Below are 24,803 nucleotides of genomic sequence, written 5' to 3' on the forward strand. Positions count from 1 at the left end.
AAGATGTGATCGACCTGCGGCCTCTCCTCGGCGAGGCAGAAACGAGGACCAAGTTAACGGCGGGGGACGTCGGGGACTGGATCTGGCCTAGTGATAACGCCCTCTCGATACCCCTCCTCTCGAAGGACATGCAGCCTAGGGGCCTGGAGCTTCCGACCAATAGGTGGGGCGCTCGGGCGAGACGCGACCGGATAGAGGGCGGGACGTTCCATTTTTATACCGACGACTATCGCTTCGAGTCTCTGTGGAAGAATCCGGCCCCTGTGGTCAACTCGGGATGCTATGCTGTAGCCGAGCCGAACTTCTCCACCAACGACGAAATGCCCTTCGCGGTCTTCTTGTGGCATCTTTATCGGAAGAGGTGGCTTTCGAGGTTCTGGCAATCTCACGGGATCGAGATTTGGGCAGATCTGGCTGTCGCCCCTCGATATCGCCAGTATGCCCTTCTCGGAGTTCCCCTCGGCTGGAAGGCTTACGCCACGTACTCTTTCGGATCTCACGGGATTGAGAAGGTGATTGCCGAGGCAGTTTTGGCAGAGGAGCACGCCGGGACCGACGAGATCCTCCTTTGGGTGGTCTGTGGGGAGGAGTCCGATCTAGAGGTATGCCGAGAGAGGGGATGGATCGGGACTCCGGCCCATCAGCAGGCCTACCTCCGCAACGTTGGCGGCGGGAAAAGGACCTCCATATCCGCCGGGGCGGCCATATCCTCGCCCAATAGCAAGACTCTGTTGGACTATGAGGAGATACTCTGATCCGAGGGGCGCGGCTTGAGGACCTGAGCGTCTACCAGGTGGAGAAAGTTAAGGCCACGGCGAAGGGGGAGGCGAGGACCTACACCTACTGGCACGCTTCCTGGTGGGAGGGCGATCGAGCCCGGAACGTTTACCTGGGAAGTGTCGCGAAGCTCTCGCAGGAGGCGGCGCTGGCGAAAGCAACGAAGATGAAAGCCGACGCCCTGGGGCTTGATCTGTGATATTCTCTCTTTTTGGATTATGAATATCATAGAACTAATGCGATGAGGTCGATCCTTTGCGAAGAGTAAGCTGAATGAAGTGAGAAACATTCAGATCCCAAAAACCAAAAACTATCGCTATTGATTTTTATATGAATCCATTATTTTAAGTTTTACGGCCGTTTATCTCAAGATAAGGTACCTTTACCCCTCCGCAAATGATGGGATAATCCGATCTATCAAGAAATGGCATGAAATAGATGATGCTGATTTGATTCAGTGAAGTTTATGCTCTCTTCGTGAAATAAACGGCGTCAAGATTGAGGAAATCGGTCAAATCCCGCTGAGATACGTTAGATAGGTCAAATTTACCAGTAAAAACGCGACAAGGTCTCCCCCTCGGCGCTCTTTCATAACTAATCTTCGAGGAGTTCTCATTCACCACCTCTCTTCGATGACTTTTGCATCTTCGACCGATTTCTCGGTTCTCATCAAGGCAGTTCATCTCTTCACAATTATCCCTCAAGCTTTCCTAATACTAACCCAAATATTCTTCAGGAATGCGCTATAAAAGAACGCCATCTACCAGATTACGTCTTGTTTTGCCGGGAAGAGAGGGGACGGATGAAAATTATATATAAAAATGGGTGAGATGATGGATGTGAACGGCAATGAGATGCGAATGATGAAAGAGATCCTGCCTCGCAATCTGCTGTCTTTTGGACCCAACACAGAGCCTATTGCCCTCGAAAGCCTGAACGTGCTCATCGGCCCTAACGGCTCGGGAAAGTCCAACCTTGTCGAGGCCGTATCCCTCCTGAGGGCAGCCCCAGGCGATATCCGTGCAGTCATCCGCCGGGGCGGAGGCGTAGGCAACTGGATATGGAAAGGAGAGCCCGACGGGGTGGCTTCCCTCGATGCTGTTATCAGCTACCCCCACGGAAACCTGCCTCTCCGTCACGTTTTGGCCTTCCAGGAGGATAACCAGACTTTTCGTTTGGTTGACGAGCGCATCGAGAACGAAAGTTCCTATTCTGGTTACGAAATGCCCTATTTCTACTACAGCTACCAGCATGGTAATCCGGTCATCAATGTCAGGACCGGAGAACGAGATGAACAACGGAAGCTTAAGCCGGAGACGATCGAGAAAGGTCAGTCCATTTTGGCCCAGAGGCGCGATCCGGAGACGTATCCAGAAATCTCCTACCTGGCGGATATTTACGAGAAGATCAAGATATACCGGGAGTGGTACTTCGGACGCAACGCGATCTTCCGCGAGCCACAGAGGGCGGACATGCGCAACGATCGACTGGAAGAGGACTTCTCGAACCTGGGTCTGTTTCTGAACCGGCTGCGTCAGCATCCGAAGGCGAAGAATGCGATTCTTGAAGCGCTGCGTGACCTCTACGAAGGCCTCGACGACTTCGATGTGAGCATAGAAGGGGGCGCGGTCCAGGTCTTCTTCACTGAGGGAGATTTTACAATCCCAGCAACAAGGCTGTCAGACGGAACGTTGCGATACATCTGCTTGCTTGCGATCCTTTGCGACCCGACACCTCCGCCGCTCATCTGCATCGAAGAGCCGGAGCTTGGTCTCCATCCCGACATCCTGCCCAAAGTGGCCGACCTGCTAAACGCCGCCTCAGAGCGCACCCAGCTGATCGTCACCACCCACTCGGACATCCTCGTAGATGCGATGACCGAGCGGCCCGAAGCGGTCCTCGTCTGCGAGAAGCACCACGGCCAGACCGAGATTGGACGTCTCGACGGCAAGAAGCTGGAAGAATGGCTGAAAGGTTATCGTCTGGGCGAACTCTGGACCCGAGGCGCCCTTGGGGGGATGAGATGGTGAGCGTGCGGATATACATCGAAGGGGGCGGCGACAGCAAGGATCTTCAATCCCGATGTCGCGAGGGGTTTAGAAAGCTCATCGAAAAGACGGGCTTTGAGGGAAGGATGCCGAGCACCGTTGCCTGTGGAGGACGCAACAATGCCTACGACATGTTCAAGATAGCATTGAGATCAGCCGATGTGAATGAATTTCCGATGCTCCTTGTCGATAGCGAAGAGCCGGTTACAATGGCCCCCTGGGATCATCTGAAGTCCCGCGACGGATGGGACCGTCCCGCTGGTGCGGAGGATGACCAGGCGCAGATGATGGTGACCTGCATGGAGACGTGGATAATGGCGGATCGTGGGGCTCTGCGCAAGGTTTTCGGCGTGCATCTGCGAGAGAGCGCTCTCTTTCCAGTGGAAGGTTTGGAGCGCAGATCACGGCAAGATCTGCTGGCGGCGCTGAAAAACGCTACCGAGGATTGCGGCAGAGGGAAGGGGTACGACAAAGGGCGGCGTTCATTCCAGATTTTATCGGAGTTGGACCCCGAAATGCTCAAGGAGAACTTGTCGTATTTCCGCCGTTTTAGCGAAACGCTTGACCGATACCTGCGGCAGATCGGCTGATAGACGCCTTCCAGCATTGGCGAGAGAAATAATGTTGCTGCGGAACTGCACTGCACAGATCATTGCGCCTGCTATCTGGTTTCTGCACAGTAGGGCGACATTTGCAGGTCTTCCCGCCATGCAGCGTGAGCGCTTTCTCTGAGTCCTTTAAGTTCTTCCGACCTACGAATGGACCCTCGAGCCCCAACTCCGAACTTCCGGCATTCTTTCGAGAAAGCGCTATAAAGGAACGTCGCGGATCAGAGGGTGCCTTGTTTGGCGGGAATGACTAGAGGATATGGCGCGAGGGAGACCGAGAAAGAGAGAAGGCGGAGACGGCAAAGGCAACGTCAAAGGCAACAGCAGCGGTGCGAACCTGGGGTTCGAGGCGAAGCTCTGGGCAGCCGCCGCCTCAACGCCGCTCCCGACAGGAGAGATCATCACCGCCATCGATCATGCGGAGATAGTTGCGGAAGAAGAAAGAACGTACGTAGTCTTCGCTCTGGACACCTCCGGCAGCATGAAAGAGTACTACAGCACGGATCAGAATGGGGGCGCAGATATGGTATCTGGATGGTCTGGCTTCCATAACCTCATCGTCACGATCGTGGGCTGGGACCACGATAGCGAAGTCGTCTTCGGGCCAGTTCCCCTGAAAGGGAACGAAACCGTCCTCGCCGAGATTTTAGATCGCCTCTCCGAACTGTGTTTAGAGACGGATCTCACCTATTACGACCAGGGAATCTCCGGGTCGATGGCAGCGTTGCGTGATCACGCCGCCGATGATGTCAGATCCCCAAAACTGATCGTATTCCTGGCGGGATTCGGCGAGTTTCGGCCTGGAGAGCTGCTGGAAGATTACGTATCTGAGGCGAACAGATCGGGGTACACCATATTCACCATAGGCATCGGGATAAACGAGAGCTCAGAAGCCTCAAAAATGCAGTATACGAGCCTCAGAAGGATTTCGGATGGTGCCGGCGGCAAGTTCTACAACGTCACGGCTTTCATGCCCGAGGAGCTCAATGCCGTCATGGACGATATTGTTCGAGAGATCGATATCCTTCGGGTGGCTCCACCCTACCCCTGAAGGGGTGGGGCGAGCTCATAAAGAGAACTTCTTAAAGCCCATCGCCTGAATCCCGTTGATCCTAAGGGCCCTGGTGATGAGTCCGACCTCCTCCCCCTTCACTGGCAGGATCTTAACCGGTGGGATCGGCTTTCCCCTCGAGGCGTAGACGGCGCCCCCCTTCATCCTGGCGCATATGTAGCCGCCGGCGTCCCCGGCGACGAAGATCTCGCCTCCTCTCATCTCCGCCGCCGTGAAGTCGTCGCAGCTGCCGGAGACGACGATCCGGCCGCCCCTCATCAGAACGCCAGTATTTCTGCCGGCGTCGCCCAAAACCTCCAAGAGGCCAGAACGCATCAGGATCCCCGCGCTCATCCCAGCGTCTCCTTCGACCCTCAGGACCCTCTCTCCTCCGGACCGCGCCCCTAGGGTCTCCCGGAGGAGGCCGTCATTGAGGATGAGGAGACCCTCCTCCAGCCGGTTCGGCGGGAGGACCTCTCCTCCTCGCTCTAAAACCTCCGTCGTCGAGATGTACTTGCGATAGCCCGTCATATCTGACTCCACCTCGACGACGTTGCCCAGGGGAGTTGCGACGGAGCCGCTGACGTAGATCGATCCCCGGATCATGGAGATCCCCATCCGGGGACCTACGTCGCCGTCGACGATTATCGAGCCTGTCCCCTCGATGGCGCCCCCAGTCCCGCCGAAGCTGGCGAGGTCGACCCCGAGGCTCGATCCGAGGCGGCCGCCGACGTCCCCCTGAACCCTCACCGTCTCCCCCTGCCGGAGGGCCTCCACCAGATCCCTTCGGGAGAGGCCGCCGGAGACGACCCCGTCGGGATCGAGGCGCGACCCTCGGTGCTGCCAGAAGAAGTCGAAGGTGAAGTCGCAGAGACACCCTTCACCGCCGCCTTCGATCTCGATCATGGAGGCGTCCCCGACGGTGCCGTCATCTTCTCTCCACCATCTTCCTGGAGATCTTAACCCCCAGGAGGGTGATGAGGATCGCCAGGACTGCAGAGGCCGCCAGGTACTGGGTGCTCTGTCCCGAGATCAGGGGGAAGGCCATACCGGCGCTGTTGACGAGGATGAAGACGCTGGCGCTCCAGAATATCAGCCCCGTCGCCAAAATGAAGAAGGGGTACGAATAGGCCCTCTCGTCCCCCACCCCCTCGATGTAGAGGTCCAGGACCTGTCCCAGGTTCACGCAGATGGCGGCGGCGACGTACCACCAGACGCTGTAATAGACGAAGACCATCATGAGGACTATGTACCCGTACCATATGTCCCCTGTATAGTAGTCCCAGAATTTGGCGGACCCCTGGATCGTGGCGATGAGGACGAGGACCGCCGCCAGGACGTAGGTGATGAAGGCGATCTTCCCCCGGTAGAGGTTCCCCTTGAAGGTCTCTTTGGTGCTGTCGATGAAGTCGTCGAGCCCCAGCCCCCTAAAGAGGAGGTATACTCCGACGGCGGCGAGGATCGCCATGACGGCGAAGTCAGACCTGCCGATGAAGCTGAAGGTCGAGTATATGAGGAGGGCGAGGCCTATGGGTATGAAGAATGTGTGGCTGATCTTCGGGTCTCTGAAGACCTGCTTCAAGAGGTAGTAGGTGCTCTCCAGGTTGTGGCTCTGCTTTACGAGAACCCTTTTCACCCCTTCTACCTTGACCCGCGACTGGATGATGGGGAGGATCGCCTCATCCTCGGCGCCGTCGGAGACGACGACCACCCCCTGGGGCCGAAACCTCTCCAGGAGGTAGTCTATCTGGTGGGCTATCTTCCCGTCGGATACGAGGCCGACGTTGGGATCTCCGGCCACCGCGGCTATCTCGACGGCTCTGCCCTGGGATGCGAGGTCGTCGTAGACTTGGATCCCGCCGAGGATGGTGTTGACGTCCGAGTCCTCGGGGTCGGCGAGGCCCAGGGCGAGGGTCGCCTCTACGTTCGCCGCCCGACCGACGACGGGACTGACTATCCCCGCCTTTCGGCCCAGGTCGTCGTCTCTATCTATGCAGAGGACCAGGATCTCCATATTCGGAGTATTATCGGTGAAGAACGTACTTAAAGATTGAGATTAGCCGAGCTGTGGACCCGGCGGGGAGTAGTCACGATCATCAAAAGCTATTTACCGCCGCCCACCAGCTCAGAAGTATGAAAGAGCTCGCCTTCATCTTCGTTCTGGCGGCGGCCTTTGCAGCAACAGCTACCGCCTCCGCCATAGCCTTCGACGACATCCAGCACGGTGTCGAGATCTACAACTCAGGGGTCGAGAACGCCCCCGGGGTGGTCAAGACCCTCCTGGGAGACGAAAAAGTTCAGGTGGAGATCGCCAGGGCTGACGGGACCGTCCTCTTGGCGGGGCTACAGACGGTGAATGCCGTCGTGGTGAAGACGGTGGAAGGGAGGATCGACGACCCGACGATCGTGGTGGTGGCAGCAGAGGATGCCGTCGTAGGGGTCCTTCAGTCGGACGATCCGGCGGCAGCCTTCCAGGAGGCAGCCGCCCAGGGCGAGATATCCGTCAGGGGGACGACATTTACGGCGAGGCTGAAGGTCTCCGCAGCCCTGGCCAGCACCCCAGCCCTCCGGTTCTTCGCCGGCCTCCTGGGAAAGTAAGCTACTCATCCCCTAAAGGGGATGGGTAGCCTACTTTCGGATATCCAGGTTCTCCGCCACTATCTTGTGGGCGCAGAAGTCGCCGCACATGGTGCAGACCTGGCTGTCGGCCGGCGCCCTCTCCGCCCTCATCTTCTTCGCCGTCTCCGGATCGAGGGCGAGGTCGAACTGCTCAGGCCAGAGGAGGTCGCGGCGGGCCCGGCCCATGGCCAGATCCTGTTCGCGGCTTCCGTTCTTGATCATATCCCCGACGTGGGCCGCGATCCTTGAGGCCATCACCCCTTCCCTGACGTCCTCGACGTTGGGGAGGGCGAGGTGCTCTGCGGGGGTGACGTAGCAGATGAAGTCGGCGCCGTAGGCGCTGGAGAGGCTCGCGCCGATCGCCGCCACGATATGGTCTCTGCCGGGGGCGATGTCGGTGACCAGGGGGCCCAGCATGTAGAAGGGCTTCTCCCCCGAGAGCCTCTTCATCACCTTGACATTCGCCTCGATCTCGTCGATGGGGATGTGCCCCGGCCCCTCGACGATCGTCTGGACCCCGAACTCGTGGGCCCTGTCCGCCAGCTCGCTGTTTATTATCAGCTCCTGGATCTGGGCGCGGTCGGTGGCGTCGTGGACCGCTCCCGCCCGAAAGCCGTTGCCCATGCTGAGGGTGACCTGGTGCTCCTTCAGGATCTCCAGGAGGTAGTCGAAGTCGCTGTATAGGGGGTTCTCCTTGTCGTTGTGGAGCATCCAGGCGACCATGAAGGCGCCGCCCCGGCTGCAGAGGCCGCCGTAACGCCCACCCTGCCTCTTCATCCTCTCGACGCAGATCCTGTTGATCCCCGTATGGATCGCCATGAAGTTCGTCCCGAGCTTCGCCTGCTCCTCGGTGATCCGGAAGAGGTCGTCCTCGGTCATATCGACGCCGGCGCCGTATTTTCTTATAGCCTCTATGAAGGCCTGGTAGAGGGGGACGGATCCGACGGATAGGCTCGTGCTCTCGATCACCCGCTTCCTGATATCGAAGAAGTCGCCACCTGTCGATAGCTCCATCAGGGTGTCAGCTCCCGCCTCCTCGGCGGCCCTCGCCTTGGCCACCTCCATCTCGACGTCGACGATGTCGCTGCTCGTCCCGACGGTGGCGTTCACCTTCGTCTTTAGCCCCTTTCCTATCCCGCAGAACCGGACGTGCCGGTAGGGGCTGACGGGTATCACGATCGTCCCGCTGGCGATCCCCCGCATTATGAACTCGGGGGTTTTGCCCTCCACTTTTGCCACCGTCTCCATCTCAGCTGTGATCCTGCCGGCTCTCGCCTCTTCGATAAGTCCCATGAATCATCACCTGGGATCTCTCCCGAGATGGTGATATTTAAAGTTGGCCGATTTAAGGTTGGCCGAAAATTATCCGGCGAATCTCACCTTCTCCTGATAATCCTGTAGATCAGGAGGGATCCGACGCCGTTCACCGCCACTATCAGGAAGGCGGCGACGTACTTCCTCTTCTCCGGCTCGAAGATCGAGGAGGTGAGATATAAGGGGCTGGTGGGCTGTCTTTTTGACAAATCGATCGTCTGGTCCCCGGACAGGTGGACCAGTGCCATCTTATCCCCCGACTCGACGGAGTAGGTCCCCCTCTCCAGGTTCCTGAAGATGTACCTCGAATCGCCGGTGGCCCGGGCCACGAGGTCGGAGCCGGTCCGGACCTCCACCTCTCCGACCCGGCCCAGGTCGACAGTTAGGTCTGAGTGCTTCGAGACGGGTATCGCCCTCCCCTCGGATAGCGGAAGGGCCGATCTGATGCTCAACAGGTCAAGGAGTGTGGGGGCGAGGTCTACCTGCGACCAATGGCCGGAGATGACGATATCGTCGACCTCCGGTCCCATGAAGACCGCCGGGACCGAGAGGGACTCTGGCTGGCCCGAGTACTTGGAGGAGGAGTGGCCGCCCTTCCCTTTATTGGAGGGAAAGGACATGCCGTGGTCGGCGGTGATGAGAAGGAGGACCCCCTCCGATTCGCAGGCCTCGACGAGCCTGCCCAGGGGCGCGTCGAGGCCCGATATCGTCTCGGCGTACCCCTCCGCCCCCAGGTTGTGGCCGGCGCTGTCGACGGCGCCGGCGTTCACGATAAGCAGGAAGGGCCGCACCCCCATGGAAGTGACGAGGTCTGCGGCGGCGTCGAGGGCCCATGCGTTGTATCCGACGTAGCCGGGGACCCCCCTCTCCTGGTTGTAGAGGGGGAACCGGTCCCTCCAGGTCCAGAGGAGGTCTTCGAGGTCGGAAGGAAGGGCGGCTTTCGTGGCCAAGAGGGGCTCTGCGCCCCAGAGGGAGTTGTCGTCGAAGAAGAGGCCGCCGTCCTGCTCCAGGACCATGCTCATGGCGTCGCCCCGCTGGAGGAGGGCGAGGCAGAGGAGGCCGTCCTTCCCGGCGGCGTCGAAGATCGTCGCCCCCGGCGTTCCGATTATGGCAGAGTCCATCCAGGAGCAGCCCGTCGCCAGGACCGAGTGGGATGTCCCCGTCTCCGGGACGGGGACGGCGACGTTCTGGACCCTCGCCCCCTTCCCCGTCAGGTTGAAGAGGGCGGCTCTTGGCAGGGGCGAGCCGTCGATCGCCCGGGGCGAAAGCTCTGGGTAGACGTAAGACGCCCCCATCCCGTCGACGACGAGGAGGACGGCTCCCGGCGGGCGGGCCGCCTCCCCCACGAGGACCTCGGTGGTGGGGCTGGCGGGCCCAGCCAGGAGGAGGAGGAGGGCGAGGGCGGCTAAGATGAGGCGCATCTCAGAAGTCGGTCATCACCCTGTACTGGTCTATCTCCGTCTGATTCAGCTCTGCGAGGAACTGCTCAGCGGCGTCCCTGATGTCCTTGGAGCCGGTGATCGCCCTCCCCGTCACCACAATATCGGCGCCGGATCTCAGCGCCTCGGCGACGGTATCGACCCGGATACCCCCGGCTACGGCGACCAGGAGCCTGCTGTCTGCGCCGGCTGCCATCTTCTTGATCTCGGCTATCACCGCCCAGTTGTGCCTCTCAGCCTCCTGATCGATAGCCCTGTGCATCTCCACCACGTCCGGCAACGCCGAGAGGGAGGCGAGGACTGCCAGGGGGTCGGGGACGTTCAGCATATCGATCACCGAGTAGATACCCGTCTTCCTCGCCTCCCTGATGGCGAGCTCCAGGGTCTTCGTCGGGGCGAGGCCGGATATGACGACGGCGTCGGCGGTGGCGTCGGCGGCGAGGCGGACCTCCAGGTTTCCGGTGTCCAGGGTCTTCAAATCCAGGACCACAAAGGAGCTGGGCCGGACGTTCCTGATCTCTTTGACCACCGAGGCCCCGAACTTCTTGACGAGGGGGGTGCCTACCTCGATGAGGAGATGGTCGCTATCCGGGAGATGGGAGAGGACCCTCCGGACGACGGCGAGGTCCACCAGGTCCAAAGCCACCTGGAGGTACGGCGGGTCCCAGAGCCTGATGACCCGGAAGCCCATAACCGGATGGGTCGACCTGTCCTTCTCGTAAAGGACGGTATCGATGTCGGGGAAGCTTTCCATCGCCCTCTTTATGGCGAGCTTCGTCGCCCCGTAGTTATACCGGTAAATGGCGTCGTAGTCCCGGGACTGGGGGTGGATGAAGACGCTGACGACGATGACGATCTCCTCGACCTTGGACTTCGGGATCACCCCTTCGGCGACAGAGTCCGCCACCGCCTTGGCGACGGCGGTCTGGGCCGGGCCGAAGATCACAGCCGCCTGGTCCATATTCTTAACAGTCACCTTCGGGACGATCAGGGTGGCGGGCTTCGCCGGCAAGTTCGGCCTTATTACGGAAAGAAGCGGGGTGTGCCCCGCCGAGAGCTGGGCTAGGCCGCTCGCGAAGGCGATCCCCACGGGCCCATCTTTATCTCCTATCATTAGGTCGATGTGAGCGAGTTCCGGCTCCTCCCCTATCAGCGCCTCTCCTATCAAAAACAAGCGTTCACCTCGAAACCGAAAAACATCCCGCCGGTATTAATCCTTTTGCACCGCCCCCAATCGGCCGCCCCGATCGACCGCCTCTCGATGATATGTAATCAAACAAAAACGAGCGCAGAAAAAGAACGGGAGGAGGCTGCCGGCTGGGCCGGACCACCCCCCCAACATCTGAGGGATCAGACGGTGAGGGTCGTGACCTTCAGGACCGGCACGTTCCCCTCGGAGTCCTCTTTTGAGGCGAAACCGACGGAGGCGTCACCCTTTGCCACCAGGACCGCGGAGAAGGGACAGTCTTTACACTCAGCGATCGCCTTCTTTACGAGGCTCGTGGCGTCTATCTCGTACCACCCCTCATCATCAACATCTATGGAGGCTTCGACATCGCCGTCATAATCGGGCTTGCCGTCCCATTCGATGCTGTCTTCGAGGGGTCCCTGGTTGTAGAAGTGGAGCTCCACCTCCCCGGGGTTCTCCACCTCATTGGCATAGACCCTCAGGGTCGCGGAGCCAACCTCATCTGAGGATTTTATTTTGATGGCATCTATCATGGAGAAAGTGTCGAATACGAGCCAGGACTCCCTCAGAGGCTCATCCTCTTCGGAGGATACCCACAAGATCTCCTCGCTGCCGAAATTCATATCCTCAGCACCTTTGTCGATATATGAGTCGCCCACAAGAATCTTCTCGGACGACCATGTCATGGCGAAGGCCGTCCCCACCAGGAGGAGGGCGCACGCCATGCAGAAGGCAGATTTGAATTTATAGCTCAAACTGAACACCTCAACGCCCATAAGATCGGGATAAATAAAAAAGACTTGCCTTCATCTCTGACCTACATGACCCCTATAAAAGGGGCGTGGAGGTGAAAACCTCCGATTTTGGGGACCCTCCCCGGAGGGGAGGCCACGTTAGCTTTATTAACTGGAGATCCTCTTTAGCCCCGGTGGGTTAGGTTGAGATATTCAAAGGATCTGCGCCACCTCCTGGGCGCGACGGCGATCCTGGCGTTGCTCTTTGCGACGACCGCATCTTCTGCTACGTTTCAGGCGGGGACCGACCTCCAGGCTGCCATAGACGGAGCGCAACCCGGAGACACCGTCGTCGCGGGGCCGGGGGTCTACGACAGGGTGGAGATAACCAAGAGCATAACCCTCATCGGCGACGGCGCCAGGATCAGGGCCGGCGGGAGGAATATGGGGGTCAAGATCTCTGCTGACGACGTCACAGTCTCCGGCTTCATTGTAGAAGGGGGGCTTCGCGGCATCCACCTGGAGGGCTCCAGGAACTGCACCGTCTCCAACAACACCGTCACCGGCGTTGAGCAGTGGGGTATCGGCCTCATATCCTCCGACGATAACAGGATCGAGGGGAACGTCGCCAACTACAACGGCCTTGGACCCCACCGATGGTACGGGATATACCTCTCCGGATCGAACGGCAACCAGATCCTCGACAATGGTGCATCCTTCAACGGAGAGTACGGGATCTGCCTCTTTCCGAGCTGCTCTGATAACGTCATCAGCGGCAACGTGGCGGAGGGGAACAAATACGGGATCTACGCCTTCACCGACTGTAACGAGAACATCATCACCAGAAACCGCCTGAAGGGTAACGAGATCGCCGGGATAAAGATGATCGGAAGCTGCATCAGAAACCACATCCTGGAGAACGAGATATCCGAGAATGGGGTCGTGGGGATATTCCTCCAGACGGGGTCGGGATATAACCTCATCAGAGGAAACGAGATCGCCAAAAACTCGAACTTCGGGGTCCAGATCCTGGAGGGACCCGCCGGAAACAACACCCTCGTCGAGAACAACATATCGGGGAGCCAGAGGGGCGTCCTCGTCAACACCGACGGAAACCTGATCTACAACAACAGGATCTTCGACTGCGTCATCCCCGCCGAAGATCGGGGTACCAACCAGTGGTACAAAGCTTATCCCCTCGGCGGAAACTTCTGGGATAGCCACACCGGGACCGACGTGATGTCCGGCCCCGGCCAGAACGCGTCGGGTCCCGACGGTTTCGTCGACCAGCCCTACGTCATCAACGACCGGGCAAGAGACGCTTATCCCATCGTCGGGGAGGCTGCCCGCCCCATCGCCCTCGTCGACGGATCCATATATCCGGCCAGGGCCCAGATAGGCTCCCAGGTGACCGTCGAGGTCGTCCTCGAATCGAAGCACGGAATCGCCCAGGTATCGGCCAGGACCAGAAACCTTCTCACCTCCTCGGAGCCGAGCCGGTATATCTCCATGTACCCTTCCGGAGACGGCTCCTATTCGGGGACCCTCCAGACCGCCCTCATGGGGGCCGGAAGGTACGCCGTCATCCTGACGGCGAAGGACGCCAGGGGCTTTGAGATGGTGGAGGAGATCGGGGAGCTGGAGCTCCTCCCCAGGTCCGGCCGGGACTTCAACGAGGCGCTCTCCCGGGGGCTGTGATCATATATCCACAAGTTTACGATTCATTAAGGGGAAAAAACCATGTTAGGGGTTAGAAGAAAGGGTTATTCGATCCGCCGGCCCGATGACAGGGCTGGCAGAAAGTCAGGAAGCATCGGCTCGAAGATCGGAAGGATGGCCTGGAGCGTCCTCCTGGTACTGGGGCTGATCATCTGTGCAGGTGCAGATCAGGGGATCGATCAAGAGCGTTTGGATAAGTGGGACTGCCCCACCTGCAAAGGGGAGACGAACTACAATCTGGACATATTCAACTTCCTGGGCCACAACCCGACGGTGATTGAGAATGAGGGCGAGAAGCCCCCAGGACCCCAGGAGGCGCGAGCCGCCATGGAGGGTGAGGCCGCAGGAAGCGCCGGAGGGTTCGTCCGCGGAGAGTTCCTCGCCACCGCCGGAGATGCAGACGGATACGACGTGATCCTGGACGTGGGGACGGAGTACTCAGTGTCTCACATCAAAGGGGCCGTCCCCCTATACTGGGAGGAGCTCCTCGACGACGAGAACAACCCCCGGTCCCCTGCCGAGATCGCCGAGGTCTTAGGGAACGCCGGGATCTCCCCGGAGGATTCGGTGCTGATCTACGGCGACTGCGCCACATGTGACGGCATATCCGTCGCTCCCTTCGTCTTCTGGGCTATGAGGTACGTCGGCCACGACGATGTGGCGGTCCTGGACGGCGGGCTTGACGGCTGGGTCGCCGCAGGGCATCCGACGGAGAGGAACGCGAACGAGAGGCCCGCTGTGACGTATACGCCCCGGGTGAGGTCTGATCTGTTGGCCGACTACGACGGCGTAGCCAGAGGCGTCAGCCAGATCGTCGACGCCCGGACCTTCCAGGAGTTCGGCGCCGATAAGATCCCGGGCGCCGTGAACATAGACTACAGCGCCGTTCTCGCCAATGGCCGCATGAAGGCTGGCGATGAGCTGGCGGCGGTCTTCGCCGACCTTGATAAGGCAGAGCCGGTCGTCGTCTACTCCAACGCCGGCGCCAGGGCCTCGATGGTCTGGTACGCCCTCCAGCTGATGGGATACGAATCGAGCCTCTACTCCTGGAACGACTGGGATGCCAAGAGGCCCCCGGTGAAGGCGGTCCTGAAGGAGGCGAGGGCGGAGCCCAACCCCGCACGCCCCGGCCCCGTCAAGATATTCGCCGCCTTTGAGGTCGTCCCCGACGAGGCCGACTCAGACGCCGGTCTATTCGTGACGATCACCGCCTCTGAAGAGGCGGAAGAGGTCGAAGAGGCCGCGTCAGATGATCCAGTGGAGGGCGCAGCCCAGGACCTCCCGGAGATAGAAGGCCTCCCGGATGAGACGAACGGGTCTGTCGTCGGCATCGATGAGATCGAGGATCTCATCCAGGAGGCTTCCTCCCTGGAGAGGCCGACGGTCCAGACGACTGGATGCGTCGCCTGCTTCGACCCCGTCGCCCTATACGCCTCGGGTTCTAACCCCTCCTCGATCACCGGCGGCGTCAAGCTCGGATCGGTGGGGAAGACTAATACCGGGGCGATCACCGCCGCGGGGGCCCTGATCCAGAACCAGGACGGCGACGTCATGGCCACCATCGAGCTCGCTGCCACCCTCGGCGACGAGCACCTGGGGACCTGGGACGCCTCCGGCGCCCCCGATGGCCTCTACATCGTGACCGTGGCGGCGACGGCGGGAGGGAAGACATCCTACTTCGAGGACGTCCTGACGATAGAGATCGACTCCTCGGCTCCGGTCCAGGAGACGGCGACCTCCGCCGCCAGCACCGGGATCAAAAAGCTGGGAAGGTATTAATCGGATAGATACGTAGAATGAGGAGATGAGCCCAAAGAGCCCCTTATTTTTTCTCGCCCTCCTGGCGATCGGGGCGATCGCCTTCAGCGGCGCGGCCATCTCCATCTCCTTGAAAGAGCCCGAGGATCCGTCACCGCGGTGGTTTCTCCAGAGGATCGACGCCACCCTCCACCCCGGAGACGACCTAGAGCCCCCCGTAATACTCAACGCCCACGTATCTCCGATGATGGTGAAGCGGGGCGACCCGAGGGTGAGGATCGTCGCCTGGGTCGCCGACGACGTCTCCGTCGACGCCGTCTACGCCGAGGTGGCGGGGCGGCAGACGCCTCTCCTCGACCTCAGCCGGAACGGGAGGTACGAGGGGCGTCTGAGCTCCAACCTCCCCTTCGGCGATCACGGGGTCACCATCGTCGCCGTCGACCGGGCGGGGAACGCCGCCGTCTCCGATGAGCTCGTCCTCCGGGTCCTCAACCCCCTGGACCTGAACGCAAACCGGATCGAAGACAGCCTCGAAGAGCTGGAAGATCAGGACCTTAAGGTTATAGTCCTCACCGAGGAGAACGTCTCTCTCAGAAGAGAGGATCCGAAGATCGGGGATAGGGTGGGAGGAGAGTTCAGGGTCCTCCCTGGGGCCTCCATGGTCGTCAGGGGGTCAGAGCTTGAGAAAATCGCGAATATCGAAGGGGTCAAAGGGGTTTATCGAGATCAGAAGCTCCAGATCCTGGGGGAGGCAGTGGAGGGTTACAGGCCCGGGGACGACCCTCGATTCGACGTCGATGATTATACCGGCAGGGGGGTGACGGTGGCGATCCTGGATACCGGCGCTGATCCAAACCACCGATCTCTCGACGACATGGACGACGAGCTTTTGACCTCCGACCCCAAGATCCTCGCCTTCCAGGACTTCGTCAACGGAAGGGATGGGCCGTACGACGACCACGGCCACGGGACCCACTGTGCCAGCCTCATCGCGGGGACGGGGGACGCTGGTGGGATCGCTCCAGGAGCGAAGCTGGTTGTGGTGAAGGTGATGGACAGGGACGGTGCATGTTACCTCTCCGACGCCCTCACCGCCCTCGACTGGATCCTCGAGAGCCGGGCGGACCTGGGGATAGACGTCATCTCCTTCAGCGTCGGCGGTGAGGAGGCGAGCGACGGCCCCAACCTCCTGGACTCCGCCTGCGACAGGATGGTGGAGGCGGGGATCGCCGTCGTCGTCGCCGCAGGAAACCTCGGCCCCTCGGCAAGGTCGATAGTCACTCCGGGGACCGCCGAGAGGGTCATAACCGTCGGCGCCGTCGACCCCCTCGGGAACGTCTTCGAGAGGTCGTCCCGGGGGCCGACCCCCGACGAGAGGGTCAAGCCGGACTTGGTGGCGGTGGGGGTGGACGTCGCCTCAGCTAGGGCGGGGACCCTCCGGGAAAAGTCCGTCATGAGCGGGACCTCCATGGGAGCGCCCCAGGTGGCGGGGGCGATCGCCGTCATCAAAGAGAAGCAGCCGGATCTCGACCCTGCCGGGGCGAAGAGGGTCCTCCTCAAATCCGCTGACGATATCGGGCAGCCGGGCCCCGACAACACGTACGGTTACGGTCGACTGAACCTTAAGGCTGCCCTGGACCTCGTCGACCTCCCCGAAGAGAGGGGGGGGCCCGAGGTTTACAGCCTCGTTCTCAGCAGGTCCAGGGCCAAAGCCGGAGATCCGGTCATGATCCACGCCGGGATCTCCGGAGATATCGGCTCTGCGGAGGTGACCGTCGTCGGCGGCGATAGAAAGGTGAGGATACCGATGAACGACTTCGACAAAAACGGGGTCTACACCGGCAGATGGGAGACCCGGTTCTGGGACCCCGGCGACTATTCGATCGTGGTGGAGGCGAGGGATCTCTTCGGAGGGGTGGGGACGGACGTTGCCCCTTTCGTCCTGGCATGAGAAGGTGAACCATTGAGACCAGATGAGGAGATGGCCAAGTTCGGAAGAAAGCTGGTGGCTTCGGGCCTCACCTACGCCCACTTCGGAAACATCAGCATCCTCTCCGATGGAAAGATCCTGATCACAGCGACGGGATCGATGCTCGACGAGATCGAAGAGGAGGACGTGATCGAGGTCGACCTCCGGGGGCCCTGCTCGGCGGACGCCCTCGCCAGCTGCGAGACCCCCGTCCACCGGGCGATCTACGAGAGGACGCAGGCCCGGGCTCTCATCCACACCCACTCCCCCTATGCCGTAGCCACATCGATCCTGGAGGTGGGTCCCTTCGAGCCGATGGACGGCGAAGGCGTCCGGTTCCTGGGGACCGTCCCCATCATCGATGGAGAGATGGGGAGCCACGACCTCGCCAATAAAGCCTCCTTCGCCCTCAGATTCAGCAGAGCTGCCATCGTCCGGGGTCACGGCGTCTTCGCCATCGGAGCGACCCTCGAAGAGGCGTACATCGTCGCCTCCATGGTGGAGCACAGTGCCACCATCAGGCGGCTCGTCAGCACAGGTTGAAAAAAAGGGGGGTGGCGTCTCCTGGGCGGGCTTTGCCCCATCCGGCCCGGCCTCTCCAGGATCAATCGAAGGGCGGGTAGACGAAGGCTCCGGCCCCGGCGATATCCGGATCGACGCCCATGAACTCTCGTAGAAACTCCCGATGGATCTCCTGGGGGTCGAGATCGGCGAAGAGGTCGGGGTAGAGCCACTTGGCGACGACGACCGCCCCGATGGTCATCTGGGGTCCCAGGGAGAAGTCGCCGGAGATGACGTAGACCCGGCAGTCCTTGACGGCGTCGACGAAGGCGAAGCCCGGCGTCTTCATGATCCCGTCTCTATAGGCCTTCAGGCGGGAGTCGTCATCGACGGCGTAGCCGCCGCCGTAAGAGAGGCCGATGATGACGTCGGGGTTCGCCTCCATCACCCACTCCGCCTCGACGTCCCCGTGGTACTCGATCTTCCCTTTCGCTATGTTCGCCCCGCCGGCGACGTCGCATAAATCGGAATAACCGGTATCTCCGGCGTAAGCCCACCGTGTTGAGGCCTCCCTATCGGGGCTCTCCCGCTCCAGGAAGGCTCTCATCCTATCCTCTTCGGGGATATCGGCGACCCTATCCGTGACCGTCCCCACATAAAGATCGTACCACTCATCGTAAGCGCTGGCCGCCTCCTTCTTGCCGATGAGGATGCCGAGAAGCATCATCTCCTCCTTTAGGCTGTCGGCTCTGGAGAGGTCGAGACGGACGAGGGCGACCTCGGGGGGCAGCTTCTCCTCCAGCTGGTCCTGGGCTCCCGTCTGGGTGAAGGCGATGACGAGGTCGGGGGATAGCTCCAGGATCGCCTCCAGGTCGGGCTCTGCGTGAGAGCCGATGGAGGGCTTATCCGCCAGCTCCGGAAAGAGGCTCTCTCGCTCCAGGACGGTCCTTCCCACCCCCACGATGGCGTCCTCGCCGCCGAGGACGACGATGGCGGTGGCGTGGCGCATGTGGAGGGGGACTATCCTCGATACGGGGGCATCGACGGTCACGATCCTCCCGACTGAGTCGATGAGGGCGATCTCCGCGGGATCGCCTCGGATGATCTCCCTCACTCGATCGAGGTCCTCTTCGTCGAGGTCGCCGTCGCCGTCGGCGTCTGCAAGCTCCGTATTAGCCACAGAGCCGTCGATCATCCCCTCCAGGGTGACGATGTCCAGCTCGTCTATCTCTGCGTCCATGTTGGCGTTGCCGAAGATCTGGAGGGTGTACCCCGCCGCCGGCGACGCCGCCAAAATCAAGAGAATCGATGATGAGATCAACGATGATAGCATAAATCTCGATATCGAATTCAAATTCATGCACCTCCGAAGTGGCGGCGGTCCCTTCGCCGCCAGAGGGGACAATGGCTCCGTTTGGTTATAACAATTTCCATCCGAGTGTTACAAATGATCTTGGGTCGCGTACCCAGATTACTGAATAGCGCTAACTGGTGACGTCATGGTTATTTGGCGGAAAATGAGTCCCTTGAATTCGATTCGACTGGCGATTTTCAGTAGAACGAGTACGCGACCTGATCTTGAAGGGGGCGAAATTTGGGGTTCGAAGGTGGCGGGACGAGACGCAGGGGCGGTGGAGATCAAGTCCAAAACCCTCAAAAAAGATATTAACGGGCAGGTCGAGTTTGGGATCATGAGCTCCGCCTTCCAGATCGGGAGGATCGCAGGGATCCCCATAAGGTTACACGTAACCTTCCTCGTGATCATACCCATAGTCGCCTACATATTCTCAACCTTCACCGCCACCACCAGCCTCGAGATCTTCGGCCAGGTCTACGACCTCTCCTATGGGTTCGAATCCGTCGAGCCCCCTGCGGCCAGATGGGCTTACTCCCTCGCCTTCGCCGTCCTCCTATTCCTCTGCGTCGCCCTCCACGAGCTGGGCCACTCCTTCGTGGCTATGCGGTACGGTATAACGATCAGGAGCATCACCCTCTACATCTTCGGTGGCGTCGCCTCCATGGAGGACATCCCCCGAGAGTCGGGGATGGAGGCGAGGATGGCGGTGGCGGGTCCCGCAGTCAGCGGGATCATCGGCGTCGGTTGCACCCTCTTCAGCTTCCAGTCGGCTCTCCTCCTGGGGGGTAGCCATCCCCTCACCACCCTCCTATGGACCCTCGGGGTGATCAACATCGTCCTGATGATCTTCAACCTCCTTCCGGCGTTTCCCATGGACGGAGGGAGGATCCTCAGGGCCTGGTTTGCCACCAGGATGCCCTACGTCGACGCAACGAGACGGGCGGCGGGGATAGGCAAGCTATTTGCGATCCTCATGGGGGTTCTGGGGATCATGGGGAGCCCCTTCTTGATCCTCATCGCCTTCTTCGTCTACATCGCCGCCAACGAGGAGGAGAAGGCCACCTCCATCGTCGTCCCCCTTGAGGGTGTTAAGGTGAAGGACATAATGTCCCGGGACCTCAAGACCGTCACCCCTGAGACGACGCTCCCCGATATAATCAACCTCATGTTCCGGGAGAAGCATAGAGGATACCCGGTGATGGTGGACGGGAGGCTCGGAGGTATCGTGACGATATCCAACGTCCAGAAGGTCCCCGAGGAGAGGAGGGGCGCCACCACCGTCGGCGATATCATGGTCAAGGAGATATACGTCATCGGGCCTGAGGACGAAGCCGCCGGGGCGATGAGGAAGATGATGGAGCGGCAGATCCGGAGGCTTCCGGTGATGGAGGACGGGAGGCTCGTGGGGATAGTATCACGTTCTGACCTCATCAGAGCGATAGAGATCTGCTCCGGAAGGTGATACCGACGGACCATACCCAAAGATCCCCCCCGGTCTTTGGACAAAGGGTTTTCTAGGTGGTCGTCCCTGAGATGGCCAACGGCGAGGTAATCGATTTGGATGATATAGGATCGTGCGGCTCGGAATCGTGCGGATACGATGGCGTGGAGACGGGCGCTGCCCTGGGGGAGGAGAAAACGGGCGAGATAGTAATCGTGGGGACGGCCCACGTATCCGAAAAGAGCGTCCAGGACGTGATAAGGGCGATAGAGGACCTCCATCCCGACGTCGTCGCCGTGGAGCTCTGTCAGGGGAGGTACCGCGCCCTCACCGGCCAGGAGGAGGCGGGAGATATCCAGATAAAGGAGATCTTGAAGGACGGCAAGCTATACCTCCTCCTCGTCCAGTGGCTCCTCGCATACGTCCAGAAGAAGATCGGCTCGGATCTGGGGGTGAAGCCCGGCTCTGAGATGATCGCCGCCATAGAGGCTGCCGAGGAGATGGGGGCACGGGTAGCCCTCGTCGACAGGGATATAGGCGTCACCATCCAGAGGTTCTGGTCGGCGATGAGCTTCCTGGAGAAGGCGAAGCTGGTGGCATCGATGATCCCCGCAGCCTTCGGGAAGGGGGAGGAGATCGAGATCGATAAGGTGACCGAAGAGGACGTCGTCTCCGCCATCATAGAGGAGTTCCGGGAGGTATCCCCGCGGGCCGCTGAGGTCCTCATCGACGAGAGGGACGCCTACATCGCCCGAAACCTGATACGCCTGGGAAGGGAGGCGAGGGTGGTGGCGGTGGTGGGCGCAGGCCACCGGGAGGGGATAACGAAATATCTCGCCCACCCCGAGAAGATCCCCGCCTTCGAGGAGATTGCCCGTCCTTCCAGGCGGAGGTTCTCGGCCCCGAAGATCTTCGGAGCCGGTCTGACTCTGCTCGTCCTGATAACCATAGCCGCCGTCATCTTATCCGGCATCACAACCGAGAGCCTCTTCTCCGCCTTCAAGATCTGGTTTCTCGTCAACGGCGCCCTCAGCGCTGCGGGGGTGATCCTGGCCCGGGGCCACCCCGTCTCGGTCCTCACAGCCTTCATGGTGGCTTGGCTGACGAGCTTAAACCCCCTGATGGCCGCAGGCTGGTTTGCGGGGATCGCAGAGGCGTGGAAGAGGAAGCCGAAGATGGTCGATACGAAGAGGCTCGCCGAGGCGGAGACCTTCAAAGAGATGATGGCGATACCCCTCTTCCGGGTGATACTGGTGGCCGCCATGGCGAACATAGGAAGCGTGGCGGGTACGGTCCTCGGCGCCTACCTGATCCTCCAGATGTCCGGGGTGAGCCCCCAGGACCTGGTGGGCGGGCTGTTCTGAGAGGCCCGTCTCCTGATCTCGATACGGTGATGGGGGCGGCAGGGCGGCCCGGTCCGCGGCGATGGGGGAACCTCCGGGACTGGGCCGGGCAACCAGAGATACATTGAGAAACAATTTTTATCACGATTTATGCTTCAAATCAGTTTCAATTCATCCGATTATCGGTGAAGGGGGCGATTTCCGAGATGGATCGCTCATCTCCCCCGTAAACTACTTCTCTACCCAATTACATCACAACCGCTGTGGCTGACATGGGCAGAGAGATCTCTTTAAGGAGTTGGAGTCGTCTTTATACGATGCCTCTGGACGGAGTGGGGCCATCGCCGTCTTCTGGGCCGTCGCCGTGGCATCTATCCCTGCCCATATCCCCCCTGGAGGTGCTCGTCCGTATCCCCCCAGGCGTATACCATATGGGGCGCCATCTTCTTTCTTATGGAAGGTCTATCCCCGGAGGCCAGGGAGGAGGGATGAGGTAGATGTCGATTTCCATTAACAGGATAGAGGGCAGGTAGAGGAATGGATGCTGTCGATCTGGTGAAGGTGGATGAGATAATTGAGAGATATCGGGGTCAGGAGGGCTTCCTGATCCAGCTCCTCTTGGACCTCCAGGGCGAGCTGAACTGGATGCCGAGGGATCTTATGGAACACCTGAGCGAGAGGTTGGACGTTCCCAAAAGTCAGATCTACAGGATAGCCAGCTTCTACAAAGCCATCAACCTCAGCCCCGTAGGCAGGCACATGATACACGTATGCATGGGGACCGCCTGCCAGGTCCGGGGAGCTCAGAAGGTCCTAGACTATACCGCCTCGAAGCTGAGCATAAAGCCGGAGGAGACGACCCCGGATCTGGCGTTCACCCTCAGAAAGGTGAACTGCCTCGGATGCTGCTCCATGGGTCCGGTGATGACCGTGGACGGCGAGTACCACGGAGGCGTCACCCTGGAAGCGGCGGAGAAGGCTCTGAAGGGCCTTCGTTGAGGGGAAATATGCCCAGGATAGCCTCAGTTGGAGAACTGGAGCTCTTGAGAGTGGGGCTCAGGTCCAGGAGAGATGCCAATAGGTCAAGAGAGGCGTGGATAGCCATCTGTGCAGGGACGGGGTGCCTCGCTCTGGGGGCGAAGAAGGTCATCGACGCCTTCAGGGCGGAGCTATCGAGGAGGGATCTCGAAACGGAGATCGTCCTGAAGGAGACGGGATGCCCGGGATTCTGCGAAAAGGGGCCGATAGTGGTGGTCTACCCCGAAGGGGTTCACTATCTGAAGGTCGATCCGAAAGACGTCTCGGAGATCGTAGAGGAGACGGTTCGAAATGGCAGGCTGGTAGATCGTCTTCTATACGTTGACCCCGTCACGGGGGAAAAGGACGTTCACGAGGAAGAGATCCCCTTCTATAAGCATCAGACGAGGATTTTAATTAATAATAATATAAAAATAGATCCTAAAAATATAGACGATTATATAGCCGAAGGGGGCTATAGCGCCCTCGCCAGAGCGCTATCCAGCATGACCCCCCAGGAGGTCATCGATGAGGTGAAGAGCTCGGGCCTGCGGGGTCGCGGCGGCGGAGGCTTTCCCACCGGCCTGAAGTGGGAGGCGGCGAGGGAGGCAGAAGGGAGCCCCAAATATGTAATAGTCAACTGCGATGAGGGGGATCCCGGCGCCTTTATGGACAGGGCTCTGATGGAGGGAAACCCCCACAGCGTCCTGGAAGGGTTGATGATCGGGGGCTACGCCATAGGATCGGAGGAGGGGTTCATCTACGTCCGGGCGGAGTATCCCCTGGCGGTGGAGAACGCCCGGACCGCCATCGCCCAGGCGAGGGAGCGGGGGCTCCTGGGAGAGGATATCCTCGGATCGGGCTTCAATTTCGAGGTGAGACTCCATCGAGGGGCTGGAGCCTTCGTCTCCGGGGAGTCCACCGCCCTGATGAACGCTCTGGAGGGGAAGGTGGGGGAGCCGAAGCCGAAATACGTCCACACCTCCGAGAGGGGCCTTTGGAGCCGCCCAAGCCTTCTGAACAACGTCGAGACCTGGGCGAACATCCCCGTGATTATCAACAGGGGTGCCCTCTGGTTCAGCTCCATCGGGACGGAGGGGAGCAAGGGGACGAAGATCTTCTCCCTGGTGGGGAAGGTGAACAACACCGGCCTTGTAGAAGTCCCCATGGGGATGACCCTTCGGGAGATAATATTCGATATAGGCGGCGGGATCCCGGGGGGAAAGAGGGTGAAGGGGGTCCAGACAGGAGGGCCTTCGGGAGGGATAATCCCCGAGGGGCACCTGGACACCCCCGTGGACTTCGACGAGCTCACACGCCTCGGCTCCATGATGGGGTCGGGGAGCATCATAGTCCTGGATGAGGATACCTGTGCCGTCGACCTCGCCCGGTACTTCGTCGACTTTCTATGCGACGAGTCGTGCGGAAAGTGCGTCCCCTGTCGGGAAGGGCTCCGGCAGATGAGGAATATCCTGGGCGAGATCGTGGCGGGACGGGGGAAGGGAGAGGATCTGGACGCCCTTGTTGATATCGCATCTCTCATGAAGGCCGCCTCTCTCTGCGCTCTGGGCCGGACGGCGGCGAATCCGGCGTTGAGCACCATCCGCCACTTCAGAGATGAGTACCTCGCCCACATCGAAGACCAGCGGTGTCCTGCCCTGGTATGCGAAGGTCTGATATCGTATTTCATCAGGCCAGATCTCTGCATAGCCTGCGGCCTCTGCGAGAAGAACTGCCCTGCAGGGGCGATATATGAAGGGGAGGGGGACGAGGATACCTTCATGGTCATCGATCAATCGAGATGCACTCGTTGCGGGATATGCTTTCATGTATGTCCGTCGAAGGTGATGGCGGTGACCAGGACCTCAGGGAGATCGGCCCCCCAGCAGGTCCCATGAGATGGCGGTCGTTCTGCCGAG

21 protein-coding genes are annotated in these 24,803 nt (G+C 60.3%); 14 read left to right on the plus strand and 7 right to left on the minus strand.

The annotated features are described in order from the left end of the window. From P0O24_RS01245 to P0O24_RS01265, 5 genes are all read left to right on the plus strand, one after another. The coding region (locus P0O24_RS01245) for a DUF4417 domain-containing protein (RefSeq protein WP_316967922.1) at nucleotides 1-755 on the plus strand (755 nt) is incomplete at its 5' end. Between the two features lie 38 nt (nucleotides 756-793). After that, on the plus strand, nucleotides 794-976 hold the full coding sequence (locus tag P0O24_RS01250) for a hypothetical protein (protein WP_316967923.1): 183 nt from the start codon (nucleotides 794-796) through the stop codon (nucleotides 974-976). A gap of 661 nt (nucleotides 977-1,637) precedes the next feature. Further along, nucleotides 1,638-2,807 (plus strand): AAA family ATPase, encoded by a 1,170-nt coding sequence (locus P0O24_RS01255; RefSeq protein ID WP_394356652.1) that lies wholly within the window; start codon nucleotides 1,638-1,640, stop codon nucleotides 2,805-2,807. After that, nucleotides 2,801-3,415 (plus strand): DUF4276 family protein, encoded by a 615-nt coding sequence (locus P0O24_RS01260; protein ID WP_316967925.1) that lies wholly within the window; start codon nucleotides 2,801-2,803, stop codon nucleotides 3,413-3,415. The genes P0O24_RS01255 and P0O24_RS01260 overlap by 7 nt, the downstream gene beginning before the upstream one ends. Before the next feature lie 277 nt (nucleotides 3,416-3,692). After that, nucleotides 3,693-4,484 (plus strand): vWA domain-containing protein, encoded by a 792-nt coding sequence (locus P0O24_RS01265; protein WP_316967926.1) that lies wholly within the window; start codon nucleotides 3,693-3,695, stop codon nucleotides 4,482-4,484. Between the two features lie 15 nt (nucleotides 4,485-4,499). Here the strand turns inward: P0O24_RS01265 and P0O24_RS01270 are convergent, their stop codons facing one another. Both P0O24_RS01270 and P0O24_RS01275 read right to left on the minus strand, forming a co-directional pair. Then, nucleotides 4,500-5,390, minus strand: coding sequence for a tributyrin esterase (locus P0O24_RS01270; protein WP_316967927.1), 891 nt, complete (start codon nucleotides 5,388-5,390; stop codon nucleotides 4,500-4,502). 22 nt (nucleotides 5,391-5,412) lie between these two features. After that, nucleotides 5,413-6,498 (minus strand): DUF373 family protein, encoded by a 1,086-nt coding sequence (locus P0O24_RS01275; protein ID WP_316967928.1) that lies wholly within the window; start codon nucleotides 6,496-6,498, stop codon nucleotides 5,413-5,415. Nucleotides 6,499-6,617: 119 nt separating this feature from the next. Here P0O24_RS01275 and P0O24_RS01280 point away from each other — a divergent pair, with 119 nt between their 5' ends. Further along, nucleotides 6,618-7,082, plus strand: coding sequence for a hypothetical protein (locus tag P0O24_RS01280; protein WP_316967929.1), 465 nt, complete (start codon nucleotides 6,618-6,620; stop codon nucleotides 7,080-7,082). Between the two features lie 30 nt (nucleotides 7,083-7,112). On the opposite strand, the gene thiC is transcribed toward P0O24_RS01280, so the two are convergent. The 4 genes from thiC to P0O24_RS01300 form a co-directional block, all read right to left on the minus strand. Further along, nucleotides 7,113-8,396, minus strand: a complete 1,284-nt coding sequence (gene thiC / locus P0O24_RS01285) for a phosphomethylpyrimidine synthase ThiC (RefSeq protein ID WP_316967930.1) — start codon at nucleotides 8,394-8,396, stop codon at nucleotides 7,113-7,115. 83 nt (nucleotides 8,397-8,479) lie between these two features. Then, nucleotides 8,480-9,838 carry an alkaline phosphatase family protein gene (locus tag P0O24_RS01290; RefSeq protein ID WP_316967931.1) on the minus strand — a complete coding sequence of 453 codons (1,359 nt, stop codon included), beginning with the start codon at nucleotides 9,836-9,838 and terminating at the stop codon, nucleotides 8,480-8,482. Nucleotide 9,839: 1 nt separating this feature from the next. Continuing rightward, nucleotides 9,840-11,030 (minus strand): bifunctional 5,6,7,8-tetrahydromethanopterin hydro-lyase/3-hexulose-6-phosphate synthase, encoded by a 1,191-nt coding sequence (locus P0O24_RS01295; RefSeq protein WP_316967932.1) that lies wholly within the window; start codon nucleotides 11,028-11,030, stop codon nucleotides 9,840-9,842. Nucleotides 11,031-11,206: 176 nt separating this feature from the next. Beyond that, nucleotides 11,207-11,800, minus strand: coding sequence for a CBM96 family carbohydrate-binding protein (locus P0O24_RS01300; RefSeq protein WP_316967933.1), 594 nt, complete (start codon nucleotides 11,798-11,800; stop codon nucleotides 11,207-11,209). 183 nt (nucleotides 11,801-11,983) lie between these two features. Between P0O24_RS01300 and P0O24_RS01305 the strand changes: the two genes are divergently transcribed. Genes P0O24_RS01305 through P0O24_RS01320 form a run of 4 tightly spaced genes read left to right on the plus strand, consistent with a single transcriptional unit; the run spans nucleotide 11,984 to nucleotide 17,768 of the window. Continuing rightward, nucleotides 11,984-13,477 (plus strand): right-handed parallel beta-helix repeat-containing protein, encoded by a 1,494-nt coding sequence (locus P0O24_RS01305; protein ID WP_316967934.1) that lies wholly within the window; start codon nucleotides 11,984-11,986, stop codon nucleotides 13,475-13,477. A 42-nt stretch (nucleotides 13,478-13,519) separates the two neighbouring features. Further along, entirely contained in the window at nucleotides 13,520-15,277 is a 1,758-nt protein-coding gene (locus P0O24_RS01310) for a rhodanese-like domain-containing protein (RefSeq protein ID WP_316967935.1), read from the plus strand. Nucleotides 15,278-15,302: 25 nt separating this feature from the next. Beyond that, nucleotides 15,303-17,207, plus strand: coding sequence for a S8 family peptidase (locus P0O24_RS01315; protein ID WP_316967936.1), 1,905 nt, complete (start codon nucleotides 15,303-15,305; stop codon nucleotides 17,205-17,207). 12 nt (nucleotides 17,208-17,219) lie between these two features. Next, a complete protein-coding gene (locus P0O24_RS01320) occupies nucleotides 17,220-17,768 on the plus strand; it encodes an aldolase (RefSeq protein WP_316967937.1) in 549 nt (182 codons plus the stop codon). Between the two features lie 61 nt (nucleotides 17,769-17,829). Here the strand turns inward: P0O24_RS01320 and P0O24_RS01325 are convergent, their stop codons facing one another. Beyond that, nucleotides 17,830-19,047, minus strand: a complete 1,218-nt coding sequence (locus tag P0O24_RS01325; protein WP_316967938.1) for an ABC transporter substrate-binding protein — start codon at nucleotides 19,045-19,047, stop codon at nucleotides 17,830-17,832. A 286-nt stretch (nucleotides 19,048-19,333) separates the two neighbouring features. Between P0O24_RS01325 and P0O24_RS01330 the strand changes: the two genes are divergently transcribed. The 4 genes from P0O24_RS01330 (at nucleotide 19,334) to P0O24_RS01345 (ending at nucleotide 24,782) form a co-directional block, all read left to right on the plus strand. Then, complete coding sequence (locus P0O24_RS01330) at nucleotides 19,334-20,545, plus strand: CBS domain-containing protein (protein WP_316967939.1); 1,212 nt, start codon at nucleotides 19,334-19,336, stop codon at nucleotides 20,543-20,545. Nucleotides 20,546-20,601: 56 nt separating this feature from the next. Then, the gene (locus tag P0O24_RS01335; RefSeq protein ID WP_316967940.1) at nucleotides 20,602-21,888 is read left to right on the plus strand and encodes a TraB/GumN family protein; all 1,287 of its coding nucleotides are present in this window, start codon (nucleotides 20,602-20,604) and stop codon (nucleotides 21,886-21,888) included. 516 nt (nucleotides 21,889-22,404) lie between these two features. Continuing rightward, a complete protein-coding gene (locus P0O24_RS01340) occupies nucleotides 22,405-22,866 on the plus strand; it encodes an NADH-quinone oxidoreductase subunit NuoE family protein (protein WP_316967941.1) in 462 nt (153 codons plus the stop codon). 8 nt (nucleotides 22,867-22,874) lie between these two features. Next, nucleotides 22,875-24,782 (plus strand): NADH-ubiquinone oxidoreductase-F iron-sulfur binding region domain-containing protein, encoded by a 1,908-nt coding sequence (locus P0O24_RS01345; RefSeq protein WP_394356653.1) that lies wholly within the window; start codon nucleotides 22,875-22,877, stop codon nucleotides 24,780-24,782. Nucleotides 24,783-24,803 lie beyond the last annotated feature (21 nt).

This window comes from Candidatus Methanocrinis alkalitolerans, assembly GCF_029167205.1.
In the GTDB taxonomy this organism is placed as follows: domain Archaea; phylum Halobacteriota; class Methanosarcinia; order Methanotrichales; family Methanotrichaceae; genus Methanocrinis; species Methanocrinis alkalitolerans.

What these genes read in the sequence shown, in the direction of transcription:
- P0O24_RS01265 (WP_316967926.1), top strand. Translation starts at nt 3,693, where the DNA reads ATGGCGCGAGGGAGACCGAGAAAGAGAGAAGGCGGAGACGGCAAAGGC.
- P0O24_RS01260 (WP_316967925.1), top strand. Translation starts at nt 2,801, where the DNA reads ATGGTGAGCGTGCGGATATACATCGAAGGGGGCGGCGACAGCAAGGAT.
- P0O24_RS01280 (WP_316967929.1), top strand. Translation starts at nt 6,618, where the DNA reads ATGAAAGAGCTCGCCTTCATCTTCGTTCTGGCGGCGGCCTTTGCAGCA.
- P0O24_RS01290 (WP_316967931.1), bottom strand. Translation starts at nt 9,838, where the DNA reads ATGCGCCTCATCTTAGCCGCCCTCGCCCTCCTCCTCCTCCTGGCTGGG.
- thiC (WP_316967930.1), bottom strand. Translation starts at nt 8,396, where the DNA reads ATGGGACTTATCGAAGAGGCGAGAGCCGGCAGGATCACAGCTGAGATG.
- P0O24_RS01315 (WP_316967936.1), top strand. Translation starts at nt 15,303, where the DNA reads ATGAGCCCAAAGAGCCCCTTATTTTTTCTCGCCCTCCTGGCGATCGGG.
- P0O24_RS01275 (WP_316967928.1), bottom strand. Translation starts at nt 6,498, where the DNA reads ATGGAGATCCTGGTCCTCTGCATAGATAGAGACGACGACCTGGGCCGA.
- P0O24_RS01310 (WP_316967935.1), top strand. Translation starts at nt 13,520, where the DNA reads ATGTTAGGGGTTAGAAGAAAGGGTTATTCGATCCGCCGGCCCGATGAC.
- P0O24_RS01345 (WP_394356653.1), top strand. Translation starts at nt 22,875, where the DNA reads ATGCCCAGGATAGCCTCAGTTGGAGAACTGGAGCTCTTGAGAGTGGGG.
- P0O24_RS01270 (WP_316967927.1), bottom strand. Translation starts at nt 5,390, where the DNA reads ATGATCGAGATCGAAGGCGGCGGTGAAGGGTGTCTCTGCGACTTCACC.
- P0O24_RS01255 (WP_394356652.1), top strand. Translation starts at nt 1,638, where the DNA reads ATGATGAAAGAGATCCTGCCTCGCAATCTGCTGTCTTTTGGACCCAAC.
- P0O24_RS01340 (WP_316967941.1), top strand. Translation starts at nt 22,405, where the DNA reads ATGGATGCTGTCGATCTGGTGAAGGTGGATGAGATAATTGAGAGATAT.